We start from the raw sequence: 19,265 nt of genomic DNA on the forward strand, positions 1-19,265 counted from the left end.
TCATATTCCGGAAAGGTTCTTGCTTCGCTCAAGCTCCGACAGCAGGCGTTCGATCGCCCGTTCGCCATCGGCGTCGGTCCTTACATTGCCCAGCGAGCTGCCGTTGATCCGCAGGTCGATGACCCGAGCTGCGGCCCCAACCGTGGACGTGTTGGTGGGAGACTCCAGCGGTGCCCTCTGCGCTTGGGCAACCTTGTCCCTCGCCTGCTGCAAAACAGCATCGGCGATAGCCCTGTTCACCTCGTTCGGATTCACGCCGCCCTGGATCCCGCCGAAAATGCCGGCGGGTTTGTCGTACTGCTGCTCGAACTGGTCCACGACGCGCAATGCGGCCGCGTCATCCAGCCCCTGGCCCTTGGCCATTTCGAGCACGGCCGTGCGCGAAAGAATGGTGAGTGCCACTCGCTCGCCTGCGGTGTTCAGGCTGTGGCCTTCCTTGTCGATATTCCATTTCTTTCGGTACAGCTCCAGTTCTCGTTCCTTGAGCTCGTTGGCCTTTTCCTGCGCGGCGATCTCTCGCTCACGCTCGGCATTCAAGCGCTCCAGTGCAGTACGCTGGTCGTTCACGGCACGGGTTACCTGATCGTTCGAACCTTTCGTCTTGTCGGCAGCGTCTTTCAGGTCCCTGGTGCTTTTCCCTGTCTTGTCCACCTCGGACTTGAGACCTTGCAAGGAGGCTTTGCCCTTGTCCAGGCCCGTATAGGCTTCATCCACCGCCTTGGCCGCCTGCTGCGCGCTCTGAGCGGACTCGGGAAGCGCCTTCTGGATCTTGTTGATTTCCTCCAGCTTCTCTGCAGCGGCCTGCAGGTTGCCCGCCTCCATCAGTTGCCGATATTCGGAACGCAACTGGCTGACGCTTTGTGACGCGGTGGCCGTCGACGCAGCCGTACTCTCCAGCGCCACCTTGGTTTCCATGCTCTTTCGGCCGGTCTCCTCGATGGAAGCAGCCATCTGCCGGAAGGCGCGCTCCGATTCGCCGCTCGCCGTACTGGCCTCCTGGGAGCCTTGCACCAGGCCGGTGAATCCATTGCGCGCCGTCTGCGCGGCATCGGCCACGGCCTGCAGGGACTCGGCGGCCTTGTCGCGCATGGCCTGGGCCGAAGCCCCGAAGCCGCCCGCCATCACCTCGGCGTCCTGCGCGGCCAGCTTGAAGGATTGGGACAGTTGGCCGAACGTCACGGCGGCCAGACCTTCGCGCAACTTCGCCACTCCGGTCATGACAGCGCTGGCGATCTCGGCGAACCCCGCGCCCAGGCCATAGATGACGGTCATCACGCCATTGACGCCAGCGCTTATCGTGCCCCAGGCAATCTTCAGCACGTTGCCGGTATTCGTGCCGTACTCCTGCACCCGCGTCAGGGCGTCCTTGGCCTGGTCTGCGAAGGCCTGCAGCTTCTCGCCCACGGCCTTGAAATCGATCGTGGAAATGAAGCCCTTGGCGAATTCCAGGCCGGAGCGGAAGGCCTCGGCAATCGATTCGCCGAAGCGCCCGATGGCGCCGTCAGCAACGGCAGTGCGGAAGCCCTCTGCCACCGCATCCACCGCCTCCTTGAGAACAGGCAACACGGGCGTGCCCAGCGAGGTCTTGACACCCTCCCAGACATTTCCGAACCCCTTGACCGAGCCATTGAGGTTGTCCGACATGGTTGCTGCCATGTCGGCGGCACTGCCGGAGGCATTGCCCAGCGTGGTGGAAAGAGCATTCAGTGAGCCCATGCCCTGGCTGAGCAGCCCGGACAGCACGGGACCGGCCTCCGTCCCCAGTGCCTTGATGGCCTGCGCGCCTTCCGGGCCCTTGCCGGCCAGTTGCTGCAATGCCTGCTCGAAATCGTCGGTGACAATGCCGGCCTCGCCCAGCTCCTTGCGGAACGCGCTGGCCGGATCCGCGAACTGGCCCAGGATGGTGTTGAACGCCGATCCGGCCTTCCCCGCATCGGTCCCAGCCTGCGAGAACTGGCCGATCATGGCCACCGTGCTCTCCAGGCTCAGTCCCACGCGTCCGGCAGCAGGGCCCACCGTGCCCAGGGTCTCGGCCAGGCTGCCGATACTGGTGCCGGTGAGCACCGACCCTTTGGCCAGCACATCCGCCACGCGCCCTGCATCCTCGAATTGCAGGCCCATGCCCGAGACCGCCTTGGTCACGGCTTCGCTGGCGGCGGACAGTTCCATGCCGCCGGCCTGCGCGAGGTTCAGAACCGCCGGCAAAGTGGCGATGCTCTCCTGGGCCGTCAACCCCGCCTGGGCCAGGCTTTCCAGCGCGCCGGCAGCCTGCACGCCCGAGTACTGCGTGGTGAGTCCGGCATCCGTGGCCGCCTTGGTCAGCGCGGCCATCTCCTCGGCCGAACTGCCGGTGGCGACCTGGACACGGTCCATTGCCGACTCGAAATCCGCCGCAGCCGTGACGGCATTTTTGAAGGTCTCTCCAGCCGAAGCACCAAAGCCCTTGAGCATGGATGCCCCCACCTCGGACAGTTTGGTGGCAAGACTGTCCAACGAGGCCGCGCCCCGGCTCACCATCCCGCTCACCGCAGAGCCGGCCGCCGTGCCGAGCGCCATGAAGGACTGGGCTCCCTGGGCGCCCTTGTCCGCCAAACTTTGCAACACGGCCTGCACACCGTCCATCACCGTCTGGAAATTGCTGAGCGCTTTGGCCGCGCTGTCGAAAGCAGACCTGGCCGCAGCACCAAAACTCTGGAGCATTGATGTGCCCACCTCGGCTGCCTTGGCCTTGAGGCTATCGAACGCCTTCTCTGCGGCGTCCTTGGCGCGGGTGAGCCTGGAAATGGGTTTCTCGTCCATGATTCAGGGTTCTTTTGTAGGCATGTCTGGTTGGCGCTGCCGCCTGTCCAGGCGGCAGGGCGAACCACCCGGCACGCGGCCAGGTGGGATGGTTCACATCAGGGGATGGACACGGGGCGGCCGTCGCGGTAGATGGCCTGCGCGTTGGGCCCCTTGAGAACTTCCAGCGAGAACTGCATGCTCACGGGCTTGGTGTCCTCGGTGATCAGAGGCATCTCGCCCGTGGGCGTGAGCGCCACCAGCGGCATGTACCAGTCGCTGTCCAGGCCGGCAGCGCTGTCGGACACGATGCGGATCGCACAGGTCATGTCGGACTTGGCGCCCGTCATCACGGACTCGAACTGGCCGGCCACGGGCGTGTAGCCGAAGACCACCTTGCCGGCGGCGATCTGGCCGCCTTCGATGATCTGGACGCGGCCGGTCTCCAGGCTCAGGTTGTAGTCGCGGCCCGCGACGTAGCTGGTCTGACCGTCCTCGCTCTTGATGGACACGGTGGAGACGTTGCGAACGCCCAGAGGATTGGCAGCGGTGGCGCCCAGCTGGTACTGGCGGCCGGGTACCACGGCGCGGCTCTCGTTGTCCACGGGGGTGGCGTCCTGTGTCTTCAGCGCATGGGTGCCGGACAGCCAGGAGGCCACATTGCGCGCGCTGATGTTGTCGCAGGTCAGGGCGCCGGTGCGGGTGACCTTGATGGGCCAGCTGCCGTCCTTCTCGGACATGCCCTCTTCGCTGCTGAAGTGCTCAGCCTTTTCTGCCGCGACGGTGAGGGTGAAGCCAGGGCAGTTGCCCATGGGAATCTCGCCCGTCAGTTGCTCGTTGGCGTCATAGAGGTCGATGTAGACGCGGCCTCGCGGAATCTGGTAGTCATTTTTCGGGTGTGCAATCGGCATGTCACTGCTCCAATCAAAGGTAAGAAATCACGGCTGGCCGTCAAACAGGGCCGTGGTGGTGAATGCGGCCTCGTACCCCACGAGGCCTGGGTCGGGAAAAGCCGCCTCCTGGATGGAGACGAACTGGAAGGGGGTCCAGAAGCGGTCATCGACCGCTCCCGGCGACCAGTTGTGCAGTGCTTCGACCAAGGCCCCGAGTGCCTCGCCCAGCGCGGCGGCAGCCTGTGCGCCGCGCGGCACCATCAGCGCGGCAACCCAGGTCGGCTGCAACTGCGCCGCGGTCCTCATGGCGGCCACCCCTGTGGCAGATGCCATGCGCACCTGCGCAGCAGGCACAGCCGAGCGGTCGACGGACTCGCTGGCTCCGCTGACGCGCCAGCCCCCGAAGGCCGGCAACGACTTGAGGCGGGAGGCCAGGATGGATTCGAGCTGAAGCATCAGGCGCGCGCTCTGGTGGCGGCCGTCTGGCTGCGGATACAACCGTCCGCTGCATCTGGCAAGCCTGCGACCGGGGCCACAGTGTTGAAGGTGTTGTTTCTCGAGTGGGTGAACATAGGAAAAAGACCGCCTGTATCCTTGGGTTCCATTGCGCCCTGCTGGGCGTGTTCAGACAGTTTCTCTGTCCTCGCGTCTCATTTCCTGCCGACAAATGAGACTGTTTTCAAGCACATGCCAGGCGCAGCAGCGGTCGCCGTCCGCCGCTGCGCTGCACGGCTCAGCCCGCTACGGAAAGCGATGTCTCCGGAGGGGAAACACCGTTGCGAACCGCGCCTGGCCGCTTGCCCAGGATGCGGTACAGCTGAGCCCGCTGGAGTCCATATTTGGTCTGCAACTGTTTGCGGTTGACCCCGTTGAATTCCTGGCGGATGGCTTCGTTGCGCTCCTTCTTGCTGGGCGCGGGCACGTAGATGGCGGCGCCGCGTGCGCCCATGCGCATGCCGCCATAGCGCTTTCGCAACCCGCGCAACATGGCCTGGGCAACGGACAAGGCCTGGGGGCCGCTCAGCCCAAGCTCCTGCTCGGCAATCTCCAGCAGCTCGCACTCCAGCAGCTGCGCCGCCGAGTCCTCGGGCGGGCTGACGGATTCAATGGATGTCGTCATGGTGTGCAACGTCCCGGGTCGGCGACTCCTGCCCCGAGCCCCGCGTCACTGCCCGGAGCCCACATCGCCGGACTCGCCCTTGTCCATGCCGGTGCGGGCCTGCGCGTCCACCCTCTGCCGCTGCGCATCGGCTTCGGCGCGTGGCGCAGCGACGGCGGCGGGCAGGCCGTTGCCATCAGGCTGCCCGCCCCGCCGCACCCAGTCGCGGGCAGGCAGGATGAAGTCCTCGATGATCCTGGCGTCGGACATCGCCATGGGCCTGATGGACGGCAGTTGAGCCCGCAGCCGCAAGCGGACCGCCTCGACCGCCTTTCGAACGAACCCCGCCTGCGGCGACTGCTCGGCCATGGCCGCCAGCACATCCTGGGCGGCGGCACGCCGACCCTCCCGGCCCTCGGCCAGTCCGTGCTCCTGGGCCTTCTCACGCACATCGCGCGGGCGCGCTGCGACGATCTGGTCGAGCACGGCATCCATCCCTTCGCCAAACGCCCCCTGAAGACCATGCTGGCCTAGCGCCTGCCGGTATACGACCCGCGCAACCTGGGCCGGCGTATGGCTTGCATTGGCAAGCAGGTGGAGCTGACCATCGGCATAGAAACCGCGCGGCCCCTGCGTGCCTCCATCGGCCCCCGGTTCCCGGCCGGCATCACGCATTGCCTGCGCCAGGCGGGGCTCCTTCAGGTCGAACATGACGCGCACCGGAGGTCCCTTGGTCCATGAGGCACTAATGGCATCAGCCACCTCTTTCACCTTGCCCATGGAGGCATCAGGCGCCGGGCTTGCACTCTTGTCTGCATCCTGGCGCGAAGCTGGCTGCGCCGCAGCAGGCGCTGTATCGGGTGCCGAGGCGCCATCGCCCGCACCGACCTTCACTGAAGCTGGCAACGCGGCGGGCAGTTCTCCATCCGGATGGGGCCGTTGCGCCGCAGCGGCGGGCGGCCCGGAGGAGTCCTGTGCACCAGAAGCCTCATCCGCAGTAGGCTCCCCACTCCGCCGCACACCCGGGGCAGGTTGCATGGATGCCTTCTCGCTGCCCGGCACCGGTGCGCTGTCTTCAGCGACAGGGGCGGCGGGCGCATTCTCGTCGCCCGGTGCACGGACCGTGGCATCCTCCAAGGGCGCTGTGCGGCCAGCCGAGGCGTCCCTGCGTGCAGCCTGCACGGCTTTCCAGTCATCCTGCAGCAATTCCCAGGCAGGCGTACCCCTGCGCAGCCTGCCGATGTTCTCGCCGCGCTCGGACACGAACTGCAGCCAATTGCGGGCCTGCACCGTGGCTGGGTCGAAGGCTGGCGCATCGCCATCAGCGAAGGCATCGGCCGGCACTTGCCCGCGCTGCCTGGCGCCTTGCGGCTTCGCCTCGCCATCGGCTCCACGGCCGGATTCTGCAGGCACCGTACTGACGGCCTTGTCCGTTCTGGCAGGACCGGCGGAGATCTCCATGGAAGCCGGTCCTGCGTCCGCAGGTGCCGGCGATCCGGGATGCGACGGGGTTGCAGATTCCGGGCGGCTGACGGGGAGCGCTGCATCGTCGTCACTGCCCACCTTACTCCTTTGCGCCTGATGGTGCCTGGCGGCGATAGCGGCTACGCCCGCAGGCGGCAGGCCGCTGACAGCGGCCTCCACCGCCGTGCGTCCGACATTGCGCGACAACGGCCGCCCATCGACCTCCCCAGCCTGGTGGTTTGTCGCCACCTGGGGCAGTACGTCATCGAGCTGCTTGCCCAGCATCGCTGATGCCAATGCTCCCGTCGCGGCATATCCCCTGCCCGCCAGGGCCCGCTCGATGCGGCGCTTGCCAGGCAGCAAGCCGGTCAAGCTGCCTATGGCAGCTGGCAACACCGACTTGCCGAGGGCGATCCGTACCGCCTCGTCTTCCGGGACGCTTTGCTTGCGCAGCGTGTCGCGGATCTCTTCGAAGGCCTTTCCACGGGCGCCTCCCGCATTCATCAGTGCCTCCGTGGCACCTGCCATGGTGGTGCCGGCCGCAGCCGCCAGGGCAGTGCTTCCTCCTGCGGCCAGCGTGGCGATCTGCCCCACCCTCGACGCGCCAAGGCCCGGGAGCACACTGGGCAGATTTGTGAAGATGAAGCGCGAGATCAGTACGGGGTCCGAGCTGTAGGCCCGCGCTGCCGCGATGGATTGTTCGATGATCGAATCCTGGTCCGCCGCGCTGATCACCTTTTCGGCTTCGGCCAGCTTGCGCTGCGTCACGGGGCTTTGTGCCTTTCGCCAATGCTCGCCATTGCTGCGGAAAAAATCCGCAACACCGGATGAGGGCGAAAAGAGGTTGACAACGCTGCCCAAGGTTGTATTCACCCCTTCAGCGCTTTGCACGCCGGCATCTGCGATCGCCTCCCCCCAGCTGCGCTCCTGGGGCTGTGCAGGCGGCTGGGCAGGCACGGGCCGGTAGCGTGCGCCGGCACCGATGCCGGTCACATCCATCCCATCCAGCAATTCGAATGCCTCTGGCTCGTAGGCCCGGCCGCCCGGCTGGTCCAGTCTTTCGCGCTTGTACTTCTTGCTGCTCATCTGATCCCCTTTTGGCAAGAAGCACAGACTGGCAGGCTTGGCACGACAGGCAGCTGCGCCCGGGCTCCTGAAACGGCAAGGCCCGCTGAAGCGGGCCTTGGTGGCTGGATCCCAGGATCAGTGCTGCGCTACCTGGAGGCGCCATACGGCAAGCCGCTCGGGACGGTTTCTCGGCTCGGACGCAAGCTGCGTTGGAACTCGCCCTGGGAATACTGGTACAGCGCAGCCGGGCTGGCCATGGACTTGAGAAGTCCAAGAGCCTCGCCACTGTCCTTAAGAGTGACTGGCGCCGCCTCCCGGCCATTCAGGTCTGTGCGCTTGATCTGCAAAGCCCCTCCCTGTCCCGCCTCGATGCCGGAAATTTTGTAGCCACTGGGAACATAGCGGTTGTAGAGCTCCATCAGCGGGGCATAGTTGCCCACCGCCAGGCCAGCAGCGGCTTTGTCAGATGCCTCCTGACGCCTTTTTGTATCCATCTGGATTTTGATGTGCGACTGCGCCATCAAATCCTGGGTAGCCTGGTCCGCAGCCTTGAGATGCCCAGCCTGTGTCAGCGCCGCTATACGGCGCTGACTATGGGCAAGGTGGTCGTCCATCGTCGCTTCGCGTGACTTGCCGCTCTGGTCAATCAACGATGCCTGGAACTGCTTTCGTTGCTCGCCCTCGATGCGCCCCACTTCGTCATCCTGCTGCCATTGCTTCATCTCTCTAGCCTGGCGTTTGACATCGTGCGCCCCCAGCGTGAGCTGTTGGCGCATCTGCAGGCCGCGCTCTGGGTCGGTACGGCCGATCACGTCGGCCATGGCCAGCATGCGCGTGCTGTCCTGCTGCTCGCGACTCATCGACCCCGCCGAACGCTCGCCCATGAAGTCGGTCACGCCCTGCATGGCGATGGTCTTGGTGTCGCCCGCATCGTTGCGCGCGACATAGGCCTTCTGTGCGTCGTCAAAGTCGATCTTGTAGCCGTTGGCGGCCAGGCCTTCCAGCTCCTTGCCCTGGTCGGCGGTGTAGCCCGTGGACTCTTCCGCCTTGGTACTTGCGATATCGCGCAACGCTTGCTTCTGCTCATCCTTTTCTTGCTGCTGCTGTGCTTGCCGATAGATGCTGATGCCGTTCATCGCCGCTTGTTGCCCTGCCAACAGGCCAGATGCAAATCCACTCATTGCCATGGTTCACACTCCTTAATTTGGGTATCCAATTGCTGCATGTGCTTGCGCAACTCACCGCGCAGTGCTTGTAGCGTTGTGCTGTACTCGGATAGTCGCTCCGGGTGACGGGCACGGAAATACGTAGCTTTGTCCTCACCCCAAAGCGCGGTGCAGCCCAGACAGTCCATTGCACTTGCACTCTTGAAGTAGTCGTAGAGCGAATTGCGCGGGGCATTGACCGATTCAAGGTACTCAAAGACCTGTTCACGACTCCAGTCACGCAGCGGCAGCCACAGCTCATACCAGGGGGTCCGGCCTTCGGCCGGCAGGCGCCCGGTGTCGGACAGCTTGGTGCCACGAATAACCAAGTCAACACCGTCTTGCAGCATGCGCTGGTGCAATGGCAGCATCCGGTTTGCGGCGCAACACGCAAATCGGTCGGATACCCGCAATGCGCTCAGTCCATAGAGATTCCCCAACTCCGTACAACTGGTTGGAAGAATGTCCGAAGGTGTACCGTTTTCAGCTCTCCACGCCTTCACGTCAGAGCGCACTTCCTCAAAGTTGGGTATCCAAGGCCGGACGTGTTCGATAACCGCCAAGGTTTCATCGCAGACGTCTTGTGTGTTCAACCAATACACCGTGAGCTGATCGAGCTTGTCCCGTAGCTTGTAAAGGCAGGCAAGGGAATCCTTTCCGCCAGAGAATTGAAGGGCTGGTCGTCGGTATGCGAGTAAATTCATGGTCATTACATAATTGCCGCCGCAGCGATAGTTGCACCTGCACCGATCAGCGCGCCCGTACTGGAGCCTGCGGTGGACCGAGATTGCTGGTAGGCATTGGACTGCTGTCCCCACATATTGGCCGCGCTGTTGCCAGCGTTTCCAGCCATGCCTGCCGCCTGGCCATAGCCCGAGTTGAGGCCCGCGAGGCCGGTGGTAGCAATGTTCAGTCCAGCGGTGCCATAGCCTGCAGTGGCAGCCGTCGTCTGGATACCCATGGAGGGATATCCAGCCAGCGCATTCGATGCCCTATCTGTCAGCGCCCGGCCTTCCGCACGCGCAGCGGTTCTAGCGGAATTCTTGCCCTGGGCCGTAGCCAGTGCTGTACCTGCGGTCAGCGCGTTGGACGCGGCGCCATATTTGGCATCGGCGGGGTTGATGCCCATTCGCGCCATTTCAGCGCCCTGCGTGCGCTTGGCGCTTTCGTAGGCGTTGGAGACATCGGCAGCCGCCTGGCCCGCCAGTTCCTCGCGCTTGCCCTCCGTGTCGAAGGTCCGCGCGTCCTCCACCATCGTGTCCTGCAGGCCCGACAACTGGTCACGGCGCCCCAGCGCATAGTCGCGGTCGGCCTGCGACTGCTCCCACGCTGTGCGAGTGGAGTCCAGCGCGAACTGCGTCTGCTCTTTTTGGAGCGGCGCCATGTCGTTCGCATTGCCGATGATCTGCTTGATCATGTCGTCCTGGATGCCCAGGTTCTTCACCTGCGCTTCCACCAGCCGCGGATCGGGTGCTGGGGTCGAGGCGCCGCCACCCTCCAACGTCATGCCGCCCCCGGGCCGAGGTCGGAATGCCTGCTCGGGCAGGAAATCAAATTCAGTGCTGTGCCAGCGTGTCATGTTTCAGGTTTCCTCTCCAAAGGGTGCAGACCACCACATCGCCGCCGTCGCGCGCTGCGCCTGCCAGCACCGCTTCCTCCACGGCGCCCAGCCGGCGGGCCAGTGCACGCAGCCTAGTGTTGGAAGCGAGCACGTAGCCGCGCAGCGCATCGACCGCGCACACAGCGAACGGGTAGTCAAGAAACGCGCGCAGGAAGCGGCGCGATAGCGGGGCGTCGATGGCCACATGCGCCCACACGGTGCGGCCGTTGTGCTGCTCGAAGACGGCCCCGGCCACCAGCACCCCGCCGCGCTTCCAGCCAATGCCCACAGCGCCCTCGGTGCTCAACAGGCCAGGGATGCGCATGCGCAGGAAGGCGTAGATGGCGAGCGTGTCGTAGTCCAGCATGCTTGCCACATTGGCAGGCTTGGCACGCATCAGGCCGGCGGCGTGGGCCACACGATGGTGAGCGGGTCGGGCTGGTCGGTGATGTCGCGCAGGGCCTGGCGGTAGGCCATCCACTCAGGCTCCAGGCGCCGGCCCTCCTCTTGCGCCCGAGTCACACGCCAGTCACAGGCGGCGATACGCCGGTCGCGGTCCGCGCGTACGGTCGCCCAGGCCGCAGCTTCATTCAGCGTCCAGGCGCCTGAATTCGACAGCACATGAAACGGAGAAGGGGCTGGGGCCGCCACGCGCACTTGGTGCCCATCAAAAAACAGCGGCCCTCCCGCGACAAGATCGTCGCCCAGCCGCACCACTTGCCCGCCTGGCGGCGTTGGCACTGCCGCCAGCGGCGCGTTGGTACTCCCCCGGCCAAGGATGTCACCGGCGGCACCTATCAATACGTAGTGGTTCACCGCTTTCCCCCTGTGGCCATGATGTGCGACAAATGGACCTCTATGGCCCGGTTTGCATCAAGGTTAGTGGCCACCAATCTATACGTCAGATTGCCCGCAGGTGGCCAGCTTTCAAAGGCGCCAACATAGGCCGCTGTCCGGAATCCATTAAGCATCGAAGTCCCGCTGAAACGCATTGCGTTGTTGTCGCGGAATATGGTCAACCCCAGCCCTGCATCGCCATTTCGAGGCATGGCGTTGGCAAATGCCATGATGGCTACGCCTGTGCCACCTTCGGCCATCTGCAAGGTGCATCGACACAGTTCAATTTCGGCACCAGGAGATATGTAGATGATCCGACCGGGCTCCTGTTCACCTTGGACCATGGAGGTGACTGAGCCCCCCTTGATTTGGAGCGTGCCCACGGCCGCCTGCCCGATATAGGCCGTACCAATGGCCGCCGTGTCCATGAACACCCCGATGTTGTTGGACGTGATGCGCTGCAGCCGGTTGATGAAGTCGCTGGTGTTCATCGTCGTGCCGTCCGGGAACGCCACGGTGTCGCCGATGCGGGCCTTGTCCTTGGTGGCCAGCGGCCCCAGGCCGCTGACCTGGGCGGCCCTGAGATTGCGCAGCCATTGCGCATCCAGGCCATTGGCGTCAAGGATGACGTTGCCGTAGTTGTCGCGGACGGTGAGGCCGCGCGTATCCACCTTGCGGGCCGCCACCGTGCCGTCCACCAGTAGGTCGCCATTGAGCACGGCGGCCGGGACCACCCAGGCCGCACCCATCCAGTGCCGGGTCTGCGTGAAGCCGGCGCCGTTGGTGATGGTCACGGCATCGCCCACGATCAGGTGGTTGGTGTTGGGCGCGCTGCCGCTGTTGCCCAGGGCCTGCCAGACGGCCTGCCGTGCGGTGGCATCGCTCCAGAAGCTGCCGCTGGCCGACAGCAGCACCGAGCCGCGCAGCCCGTCCACGAGCTTCTTGCCCAGGCCGTCGATGCGCATGTTTCCCTTGAGGTAGACGTTGCGCTGCAGGTAGATGCCGTCGCCATCGACGCCGAACACCACGTCCTCGGGCCGCGGCGTGCTCATCTGGCCGGCGTTGTAGCTGGGGGAGACGATGGCGAACTTGTCCGCCATGATGATGAAGGCGCTGGAGGTCTTGCCATTGACCTCCTCGGCCGCGATGCCGTAGCCGGCCAGAGCCCCGCCGGCCTGCACCTTGAGCGTGTACTGCGCGCGCAGGCCTTCGCTGTAGCCGGCCAGCACCGTCATCTCCTGCTCCAGCATGGCGCGGCCCGGCTTGCCGTCCTGGTAGTAGTTCCCCAGGGAGGCCTGCAGCTGCAGCACGTTGGTGGCCATGGCCCGCTGGCCGTCCGCGAACGCCGCCTGCGTGGCGCGCAGGCCTGCGCTGGCGTTGCGCAGGCTGGCCGTCACCTCGCGCACGGCCATGGCCAGGCTGCGCTCGTTGCGCTGCACCACGGTCTGCAGCTCGCGCACCTCGGCGCCGCGCTTGGCGGCCTCGTCGGCGATGGAGCGCAGCAGCTCGTCGCGGATCTCCTGCGCCAGGTGGTCGAAGCGGCTGGGGTCGTCCAGGGTCTTGGCCAGGCTCTTGAACAGGCGCGATTCGATGATGGATTTGGCGAAGCGCTCCACGGCCACCGTGGCCGACAGCCCGCCGCCCAGGTCGATGACGATCTCGCCCTCGCCGGGCGTCTTGTCGGTGGCCAGCAGCTGGGTGACGCCCTGCACCGAGCCCTGCAGGGCCACCAGCTCGCGCAGGGTCACGCCGCGCTCGAACTCGTTGCCCCGGCCGCCGGAGCGCACTTCCAGGTGCTCGGTCACGGCCTGCATCCAGTTGGACAGGGCCTTGTCTTGGACGTTGACCCGGGCTAGGGCCGGCAGGCGGGCCGCGCCCGTGTCGATTTTCTTGCGATTGGTCATACGCTGCGCAGCTCCTCCGTGGTCGAGCACAGCACCACGCTGGTGACGCGGGCGGCGCCCTCGATTTCCACCTGGTGCTCCAGCCAGCGCCCGGGCGGCAGGCGCTGCGGCTGCAGGTCGGTGAACTGGGCCGTGTGCTGCAGCTGGCCGTCGCCCCACAGGCGCAGGGTGATCGGGTGCTGGGCGTCCTGCAGACCGTAGACCTTGGCCCAGGCCAGCGGCAGCTGCTGGCCCTGGGTGGCCAGACCTGTGCGCCAGCGCGCCGTGCGCAGGGCATCGCCCGTGAAGCATTCCAGGATGTCCTGGCCGCGCGCCACGTACATGAGGTCGTTGAAGCGATCCACCCAGACGGCGGTCACGCCAGCGCCGCCCAGGTCGGTATGACCCAGCTTGGCCCCGTCCTGAGCACTGAACGCCAGGCAGCCGCCGCCCGCGCCGGCGTAGAACAGGTAGTAGACGCCCTCATGCTCGGCCGCGAACATGCTGGCCGGCTGCATGCGCTGCCAGTCCTGGCGCGTGATCAGCTGCCGCGTGACCACCTGCACGCCGCCCGGGCTGGCCAGGCACAAGCCATCTGGCGAGGCATAGAGCACGCCGCCCTGCACGGGAACGATGGAGCGACGTGCGCTGCAGGACTGGTTGCTGTCGAGCTTGATGGCCGACATCTGCGCCGAGTGCGCGCCCGTCACGAAGTACGGATTGCCAGCCGTGGCCACAAACAGCGTCTGGTCGAACACCGCCATGCCCACGATGGGCCATTCGGTCGTGACCTGGTAGTCCATGGGCCAGGCATAAGGGATGTAGGGCTCGCAGAAAGCCACGGTGTTGTCGATAAAGCCGGCCATGATGCCGTTGGGCATGCCCGTGAGCCCGCGCAGGTAGGGGTTGGCGCCCACGCTGGGCTTGTTGTCGCCCTCGTACTGGCCGTCCATGCGGTACGGGGGCGCGGCCCAGGTGAACTGCGGCTGCAGGCTGTCCAGCTCCTCGCCCTTCTTGTCATCGAGGAAGCTGGCCACGGAGATCTGCAGCTCCTGCACCAGTTGCCAGGCCGCCGCTGCGGCCGAGGCGTTGCTGCGGTAGATGCGCCACTTCACAACGTGGCGCGCGGCATGCTGCTCCCCCGTCATGGCCTGGGGCCGCTGGATGGTCACGGTGTCGTTCTGGTCCACCTCCAGCATGTCGGAGATGGGCGACGGCTCGGACTCCTCGCCCCAGTCGGTCACAAAGGCCACGACGTAGAAGCGCGAGTCCACCACGCGCTCCACGGTCTTGCCGGCCAGGTCGGCCACGCCGCCCAGCTGGTCCAGCCAGGTGTCGATCACGGCCGTATCGCCCGTGGCCGCGATGTACTGGCTGGCCAGCTGGGTCTGGATGCTGGACACCAGGGTGCTGCAGCGCTGCTGGATCTCCACCATGCGGGCATTCAGGCTGGCCGCCTGGGATGTGGCAGCCGTCTTGCCTTCCGTGTAGGTGTCCAAGGCCTTGTAGTAGGCCTCCAGGTCGCGCCGGTACTGCACCCAGTCGGCGTGCTCGATGGCGTTGTTGTCGGAGTCGAAGTAGTACTGCGCGGCCTTGGGCTCGCTGGGCTTCACGGGCGCCGCGCCGGGCGTGGCCCAGGCCTTGGCCAGGCCCAGGTCGGCGAACTCCTTCACCAGCTTGTCCAGCTCGCTGCGCCAGTTGGCGCACTTGGTGCCGGGGGCCACGGCCTCCTCCACCAGGTCGGCCAGCTTGGCGGCCTGGTCAGCCGTGAGCACGGTTTCACCGGAGCGCTCGCCGGCCGTGTCCGGAAACTCATGCTGCTGCAGCGCCTCCACCAGCGCGGGCCGGCGAAACGGGTAGCTGAACGGCATGGCGGCCAGTGGGATGGCCCAGCCGCTGGCTGTCTTGACGGCACCCAGGCGTGTAGTGTCCATCTCGCATGCAGCCGCGCGGGCCGCCGTGACGACGGCATAGAGGTTGCCAGCCGAGGCGCCAGAGCCTACGGCGGTAGACAGGGACAGGCCGTAGTTGGAGGTGGCGCCGGCATAGGCCTTGCCATTGGCATCCCAGCGAATGGCCTCCTGATGGCCCCCGTGCTGGATCACCGTGGCCAGCAGGTCCGCGCGCACCAGCTCGGCGAAGTCGCCATACAGCCAGGTCTTGGCCTCTTCGGTCGTGAACTCGTCCACCACCTGCAGCGCGACCGTGGGCTTGACCGGGCGCACCACGCCCAGCAGCCGGTCGTTGCCGCGCACGTCCAGCGCACGCGGCGCCGCGCTGCCGTCGTTGGTGGTCTGGTAGGTGCGCTCGGTAGCCTCGTCGTTGATCTGGCCCTTGACCAGGGACAGTTCCTGCGCCCAGGAGCGGATGGGCGCGGCTGGGTTCTGCTGCACGGCGCCGCTGGCATCGCGCGCGAAGCGGTGCAGCGTGCGGGCGCCGGCCAGGCATGCCGAGTGGCGCCGGTCGGTGGCCAGCGGCCAGAACTCGGAGCTGGGCAGGAAGAGATTGAAATGCTCCCGGGCGAAGTTCGCGCCCAGCGCGCGATCGGACACGCTGGGCGCCTCGCCCGGGAATGCGGACAGCTTGTAGGTGGTCATGGCCTGTAGGCTGACAGGCTTGGCACCAAATCAAACCTCGACATTCACAGCGAAGGTGAAAAGCGCATCGAGATCCGCAGACGAAAGATTAAGCAGCTCGCCCATCAGCACAATGGACGGACTACATCGCCGCCACTCCGAGGCTCTGGCGAATCCGACACGTGTCGTGTAGCGGAGTACGGTATCTTGGATGGAATCGATTACAGAATGAAGCGCATCTTCGGTTATGCCTCGCAACGCATAGAGAGCGACAAGCCCCTGGGCAGGCGTACATATCTCTGGTATCGCGGGCGGCGGCGGTGGCTCCTGCGTTGACTCGACGCTCGCTATCAAGGCCTCGAACTGCGATGCGTATACACCGAGATCTCTACGTAACTCCTCCATCTGCATATTGCCGTAGACGTGGCACTTGACTACGTTGCCGCCATCGTCCACCCAGGTGGCCTCGATCGCCGGCGCATTATCGTACCGAATGACGGTTGGCAGATTTTTCATGTCGTTGCACCCTTAATTATTGCAAAATTTATTTCCACCGCATGGCCTTGATTAAATCCGCTAATATTCTGGAGGCAGATATAAAACGCCCCATCATTATTCAGAACAGGCCAAACTTGGTAAAACGACGCATCGACCGTGCCGCCACTGTTGGTCATCGAAAGAATGATCGAATCGCTGGTTCGAACCATCGAATTGGTGACGCTAAAAACAGCTATTTGATTAGGCCCCAATACCTGGGCGTGAGTTGTGATGCGGCCGACAATCTTATTTATAACCACGGGGTAAGACTTGCTGATCATCTGCGTCACAGTTCCGCCTACACCTGCGCTATAACCAAACCCACCAGGGCCAGTCAGAACGGCGCCGCCATTCGGGTTCAAGATCAGCGGCATGTGATTCGTGTAGTCAGAGACCAGCCGAGACTGCAGCCAATAGGCCCCAGACTGGTATACACCAAAATCAAGAGCCACGCTGCCTCCTTGAAAGCGCGTAATAGAATTCGGATCTTGGCCAGCACCAGAGGCGGCTGGTCCTCCGCCAATCAGCGAGCCATTTACCACCGAAAGTTTAGCCACCGGGTTGGCTGTACCGATGCCCAAATTTCCGCTACCGTCGATGCGAAATACTTCAGCCGCCGCAATTTGAAAAACGTACTGAGCAGCACGGCAAATCTTGGTAGCAAAAGACGCACCGGAACGCACCAATGCGGATTCAATGTAGGCTGGCCCATCTACATCAATTAGTAACCGGTTGGTGGCTCCTGACAAGTCAAACCGCTGAGCGGGTGCCTGGTTCCCGATTCCTATCCTTCCTGCATTGTCTATCCGTAAACTCTCCCCCCCTCCAGTGTGGAAAGTCATTGGGAGGTTGGGGCCTGTCCCTTGCCCCACTGAGGTAATGCGAACCTCAGTGCTACCAAGAATCGCAATCTCTCCAATTGGAGAATTAGCAGGATCAGGCGAGCCATAAACACGGAAATTCGAAACCTGCGAAGTCCCTGTCGGTAGTGCCCCGACACTTGTAGGTGAATTTTCGCCATTAGTTTGAAACAACAGGCGATTTGCCAGTGCGGAACTACTGAAATCAGCAGTCAGTCGCAAGCCATTTCCGGAAAAATTCAGGCCTCCCTTCATGGTGTCGCCGGACTTCTTTACCGTCTTGTCCAACGCATCTTGCAAGCCCGTGATGGAGCCAATCGCCTGCTCCCCCGAATGCGTGCTGCGGTCGCGCAGTTGTGCGTCGGTCGCATTCTTCGTAGCACCAGTCGCCACACTACCGAGCTTTGCTGCGGCCTCGTCGGTGAAATCGTTGGCGCTCAAGCCCTTGCCTGGCACCTTGTCCACCTTGCCCTGCAGATCCGCCGCCGTGGCCATGGGCTGGGCAAACGTGGGGTTCGGGTAATGGCCGGCAAGCACGCCACCGGCCGCGCCGGTGGGTGCGCGCGCATCGGTCAGGCGCGGGTCGGCGGTCTGCACCACCTCGCGCATACCCCCGGCCGTCATGCGCATCTCCAGCAGGTCGCCCGAGTTGTAGGCCCGGGGCGCCGTGCCCTCTTGGCCGCGCAGCACCGTGAGCCGGCATTCACCGATCACCGAGTTGTCCACGGCCGTGACGCGCAGGATCTCGTAATCGGTTTCGAGCGATCCGCTGCGCTTGTATGCCGTGAGCACGTACCAGCCGCCGGCGGGAGGATTCAGCAGCGTGCCAGCGGCGCCATCGGACACACGCAGCACGCCGTAGTCGAGTTCGCTGGCCGGGGCGCCTGTCTGCGGCGCCGCGCGCACGTCGGCGATGAACTGGGTTTGGAAGTTGTTCAGGAACAGCTGCGGCATTTCTATTTTTCCTTGATGGGCACGATCAGCTCCACCTCTTTCGTGCGGCCGTCGTTGGTCGTGGCGGCAACGCTGATCTGGTACTTCTGGCCGCTGGCCCCGCCCGCATAGATCCAGACCTTCACGCGCTGGCCCACGAAGGCAAAGGACGGCGGCATGGGCATGGCCGGCTGCACCTTGAGCTGCACGGAAACAATCTCGTCGCCGGGCGGAAACCAGTCGGCGAACTCGATGTCGTAGTCCTGCGTGTCTGCAGGCTGCATGGGGGAAGTGCGGAACATGCTTTGCCCCTGGTCGGTGACGTAGAAGGTGGTCATTCCTGCGGGCACGAGGAAGGTGCGTGATTCGGGCGCCTGCTCATCGAAGGGCAGGCGCTTGTGAACGGCCGGATCGATCTCGATGAAGGCCACGCCCTGGGCCTGCAGCGGCGCGCGCACCAGGCGCTGCCCACGGGCCGTGATCGCAGCCTTGGCCTGGACCAGCGCGGCCAGACGCGCCTCGACCCGCCCCTGCGTGACGACAAAGGCCTGGCCCTTGCCGTCCACAGGCGAACGCAGCCAGCGGCGCACGTAGATGCGGCCATCGGCAGTGCCACGGGCGGTGGGCGTGGATTGCACGGGGCCACGGCGAAGCAGTCGCGCCCGGGGCTTGAAGTTGGCACGCGCAGTCGCGCCCACCCCAATGCGGGCCTGCACATGGGCCGTGACCGTGGCGCTGGCCCGGGCCTGGGCTGCCACACGCCCGCGCACGGGAGGCAGCGTGACCTTGACGATGGCGCGGCCCGTGGTGGCCAGCAGGCTGCGCACATGGACCCGGCCCAGCACGCCCTCGACAGCTGCGCGCGCCACGGAATCGGCCGAGAGCTTGGCATGCACGCGGCCCAGCGGGCCGGTCAGCGCAGCGGCCGGAGCCGAGTGGACCACCGCATAGGCGAGCACTCTGCCACCGGCACGCACACGGGCATAGCCCTTGGCGTCCACGCGGATGCGCACCACGGGATCGGAGGCCCGCCCGTTCAGCGCGAAGCCATTGAGTGCTCCCCTGTTCATGGCTTACAGCAGCTGCAGCGTGAAGTCGCCCGTCAGTGCCTGGCTGTCTACCAGGAACACGTCATTGATCTGCAGCGTGCGCGGCGTGGGCAGCGGCTCGGAATACATGAGAGTGGCCGTGCCATCGGTGGCCGAGTCGCCTTCCATGATTCCGATGTGCGTGACCGTGACCTGGGCGCCCGTGACGGGCGGAAACTCCGCACGCACGGCGTTGTAGGTGGCGCCGTTGTTGGGCGCGGCAAAGGCGCCCGTGGCCACGCGCTGGTACCACGGTGCTGCCACCTCGGTGCCGGCGGTGAAGGCGTCGGTGGGGTCCGCCGTGAACAGGGCGAAGAAGGTGTTGCGGATGGCCGGGAAGGCCTGCTTGCGCAGCGTGGCGCTGATGATCGCGTTGGCGAGGGATGTGCTGAAACCAGCCATGATGGCTCCTATGGCTTCGAGCACTCCAGCGCCCCGATTGAA

At 65.0% G+C, this 19,265-nt stretch carries 16 protein-coding genes; all 16 read right to left on the reverse strand.

The features are described from left to right. Window positions 1-2,799, reverse strand: coding sequence for a phage tail tape measure protein (locus DELCS14_RS19980; protein ID WP_013803272.1), 2,799 nt, complete (start codon window positions 2,797-2,799; stop codon window positions 1-3). A gap of 98 nt (window positions 2,800-2,897) precedes the next feature. Next, the gene (locus tag DELCS14_RS19985; RefSeq protein WP_013803273.1) at window positions 2,898-3,689 is read right to left on the reverse strand and encodes a hypothetical protein; all 792 of its coding nucleotides are present in this window, start codon (window positions 3,687-3,689) and stop codon (window positions 2,898-2,900) included. A gap of 27 nt (window positions 3,690-3,716) precedes the next feature. Continuing rightward, window positions 3,717-4,127 carry a hypothetical protein gene (locus DELCS14_RS19990; RefSeq protein ID WP_013803274.1) on the reverse strand — a complete coding sequence of 137 codons (411 nt, stop codon included), beginning with the start codon at window positions 4,125-4,127 and terminating at the stop codon, window positions 3,717-3,719. Between the two features lie 277 nt (window positions 4,128-4,404). Further along, window positions 4,405-4,791: a Mor transcription activator family protein gene (locus DELCS14_RS19995; protein ID WP_013803275.1), complete on the reverse strand. Its 387-nt coding sequence runs from the start codon at window positions 4,789-4,791 to the stop codon at window positions 4,405-4,407. A 45-nt stretch (window positions 4,792-4,836) separates the two neighbouring features. Next, window positions 4,837-7,320 carry a hypothetical protein gene (locus DELCS14_RS20000; RefSeq protein WP_013803276.1) on the reverse strand — a complete coding sequence of 828 codons (2,484 nt, stop codon included), beginning with the start codon at window positions 7,318-7,320 and terminating at the stop codon, window positions 4,837-4,839. A gap of 128 nt (window positions 7,321-7,448) precedes the next feature. Then, on the reverse strand, window positions 7,449-8,489 hold the full coding sequence (locus tag DELCS14_RS20005) for a hypothetical protein (RefSeq protein WP_013803277.1): 1,041 nt from the start codon (window positions 8,487-8,489) through the stop codon (window positions 7,449-7,451). Beyond that, complete coding sequence (locus tag DELCS14_RS20010; RefSeq protein WP_228676798.1) at window positions 8,480-9,211, reverse strand: phosphoadenosine phosphosulfate reductase family protein; 732 nt, start codon at window positions 9,209-9,211, stop codon at window positions 8,480-8,482. Before DELCS14_RS20010 ends, DELCS14_RS20005 begins: the two co-directional genes overlap by 10 nt. Before the next feature lie 5 nt (window positions 9,212-9,216). Continuing rightward, the gene (locus DELCS14_RS20015) at window positions 9,217-10,086 is read right to left on the reverse strand and encodes a hypothetical protein (RefSeq protein WP_013803279.1); all 870 of its coding nucleotides are present in this window, start codon (window positions 10,084-10,086) and stop codon (window positions 9,217-9,219) included. Next, complete coding sequence (locus tag DELCS14_RS20020; protein ID WP_013803280.1) at window positions 10,064-10,504, reverse strand: GNAT family protein; 441 nt, start codon at window positions 10,502-10,504, stop codon at window positions 10,064-10,066. The genes DELCS14_RS20015 and DELCS14_RS20020 overlap by 23 nt, the downstream gene beginning before the upstream one ends. Next, window positions 10,504-10,923, reverse strand: a complete 420-nt coding sequence (locus DELCS14_RS31470) for a tail fiber assembly protein (RefSeq protein ID WP_082848188.1) — start codon at window positions 10,921-10,923, stop codon at window positions 10,504-10,506. Before DELCS14_RS31470 ends, DELCS14_RS20020 begins: the two co-directional genes overlap by 1 nt. Beyond that, on the reverse strand, window positions 10,920-12,848 hold the full coding sequence (locus DELCS14_RS20030) for a DUF1983 domain-containing protein (RefSeq protein WP_013803282.1): 1,929 nt from the start codon (window positions 12,846-12,848) through the stop codon (window positions 10,920-10,922). Before DELCS14_RS20030 ends, DELCS14_RS31470 begins: the two co-directional genes overlap by 4 nt. Further along, window positions 12,845-15,424: a hypothetical protein gene (locus DELCS14_RS20035; protein WP_013803283.1), complete on the reverse strand. Its 2,580-nt coding sequence runs from the start codon at window positions 15,422-15,424 to the stop codon at window positions 12,845-12,847. The genes DELCS14_RS20030 and DELCS14_RS20035 overlap by 4 nt, the downstream gene beginning before the upstream one ends. Before the next feature lie 30 nt (window positions 15,425-15,454). Next, window positions 15,455-15,919 carry a hypothetical protein gene (locus DELCS14_RS29570; protein ID WP_013803284.1) on the reverse strand — a complete coding sequence of 155 codons (465 nt, stop codon included), beginning with the start codon at window positions 15,917-15,919 and terminating at the stop codon, window positions 15,455-15,457. Beyond that, window positions 15,916-17,754, reverse strand: a complete 1,839-nt coding sequence (locus tag DELCS14_RS20045; RefSeq protein WP_013803285.1) for a hypothetical protein — start codon at window positions 17,752-17,754, stop codon at window positions 15,916-15,918. Before DELCS14_RS20045 ends, DELCS14_RS29570 begins: the two co-directional genes overlap by 4 nt. Window positions 17,755-17,756: 2 nt before the next feature. Further along, window positions 17,757-18,803, reverse strand: coding sequence for a hypothetical protein (locus DELCS14_RS20050; protein WP_013803286.1), 1,047 nt, complete (start codon window positions 18,801-18,803; stop codon window positions 17,757-17,759). Window positions 18,804-18,806: 3 nt separating this feature from the next. Further along, window positions 18,807-19,223 carry a hypothetical protein gene (locus tag DELCS14_RS20055; RefSeq protein WP_013803287.1) on the reverse strand — a complete coding sequence of 139 codons (417 nt, stop codon included), beginning with the start codon at window positions 19,221-19,223 and terminating at the stop codon, window positions 18,807-18,809. Window positions 19,224-19,265: the final 42 nt, after the last annotated feature.

The organism is Delftia sp. Cs1-4, assembly GCF_000214395.1.
GTDB classification, from domain to species: domain Bacteria; phylum Pseudomonadota; class Gammaproteobacteria; order Burkholderiales; family Burkholderiaceae_C; genus Comamonas; species Comamonas acidovorans.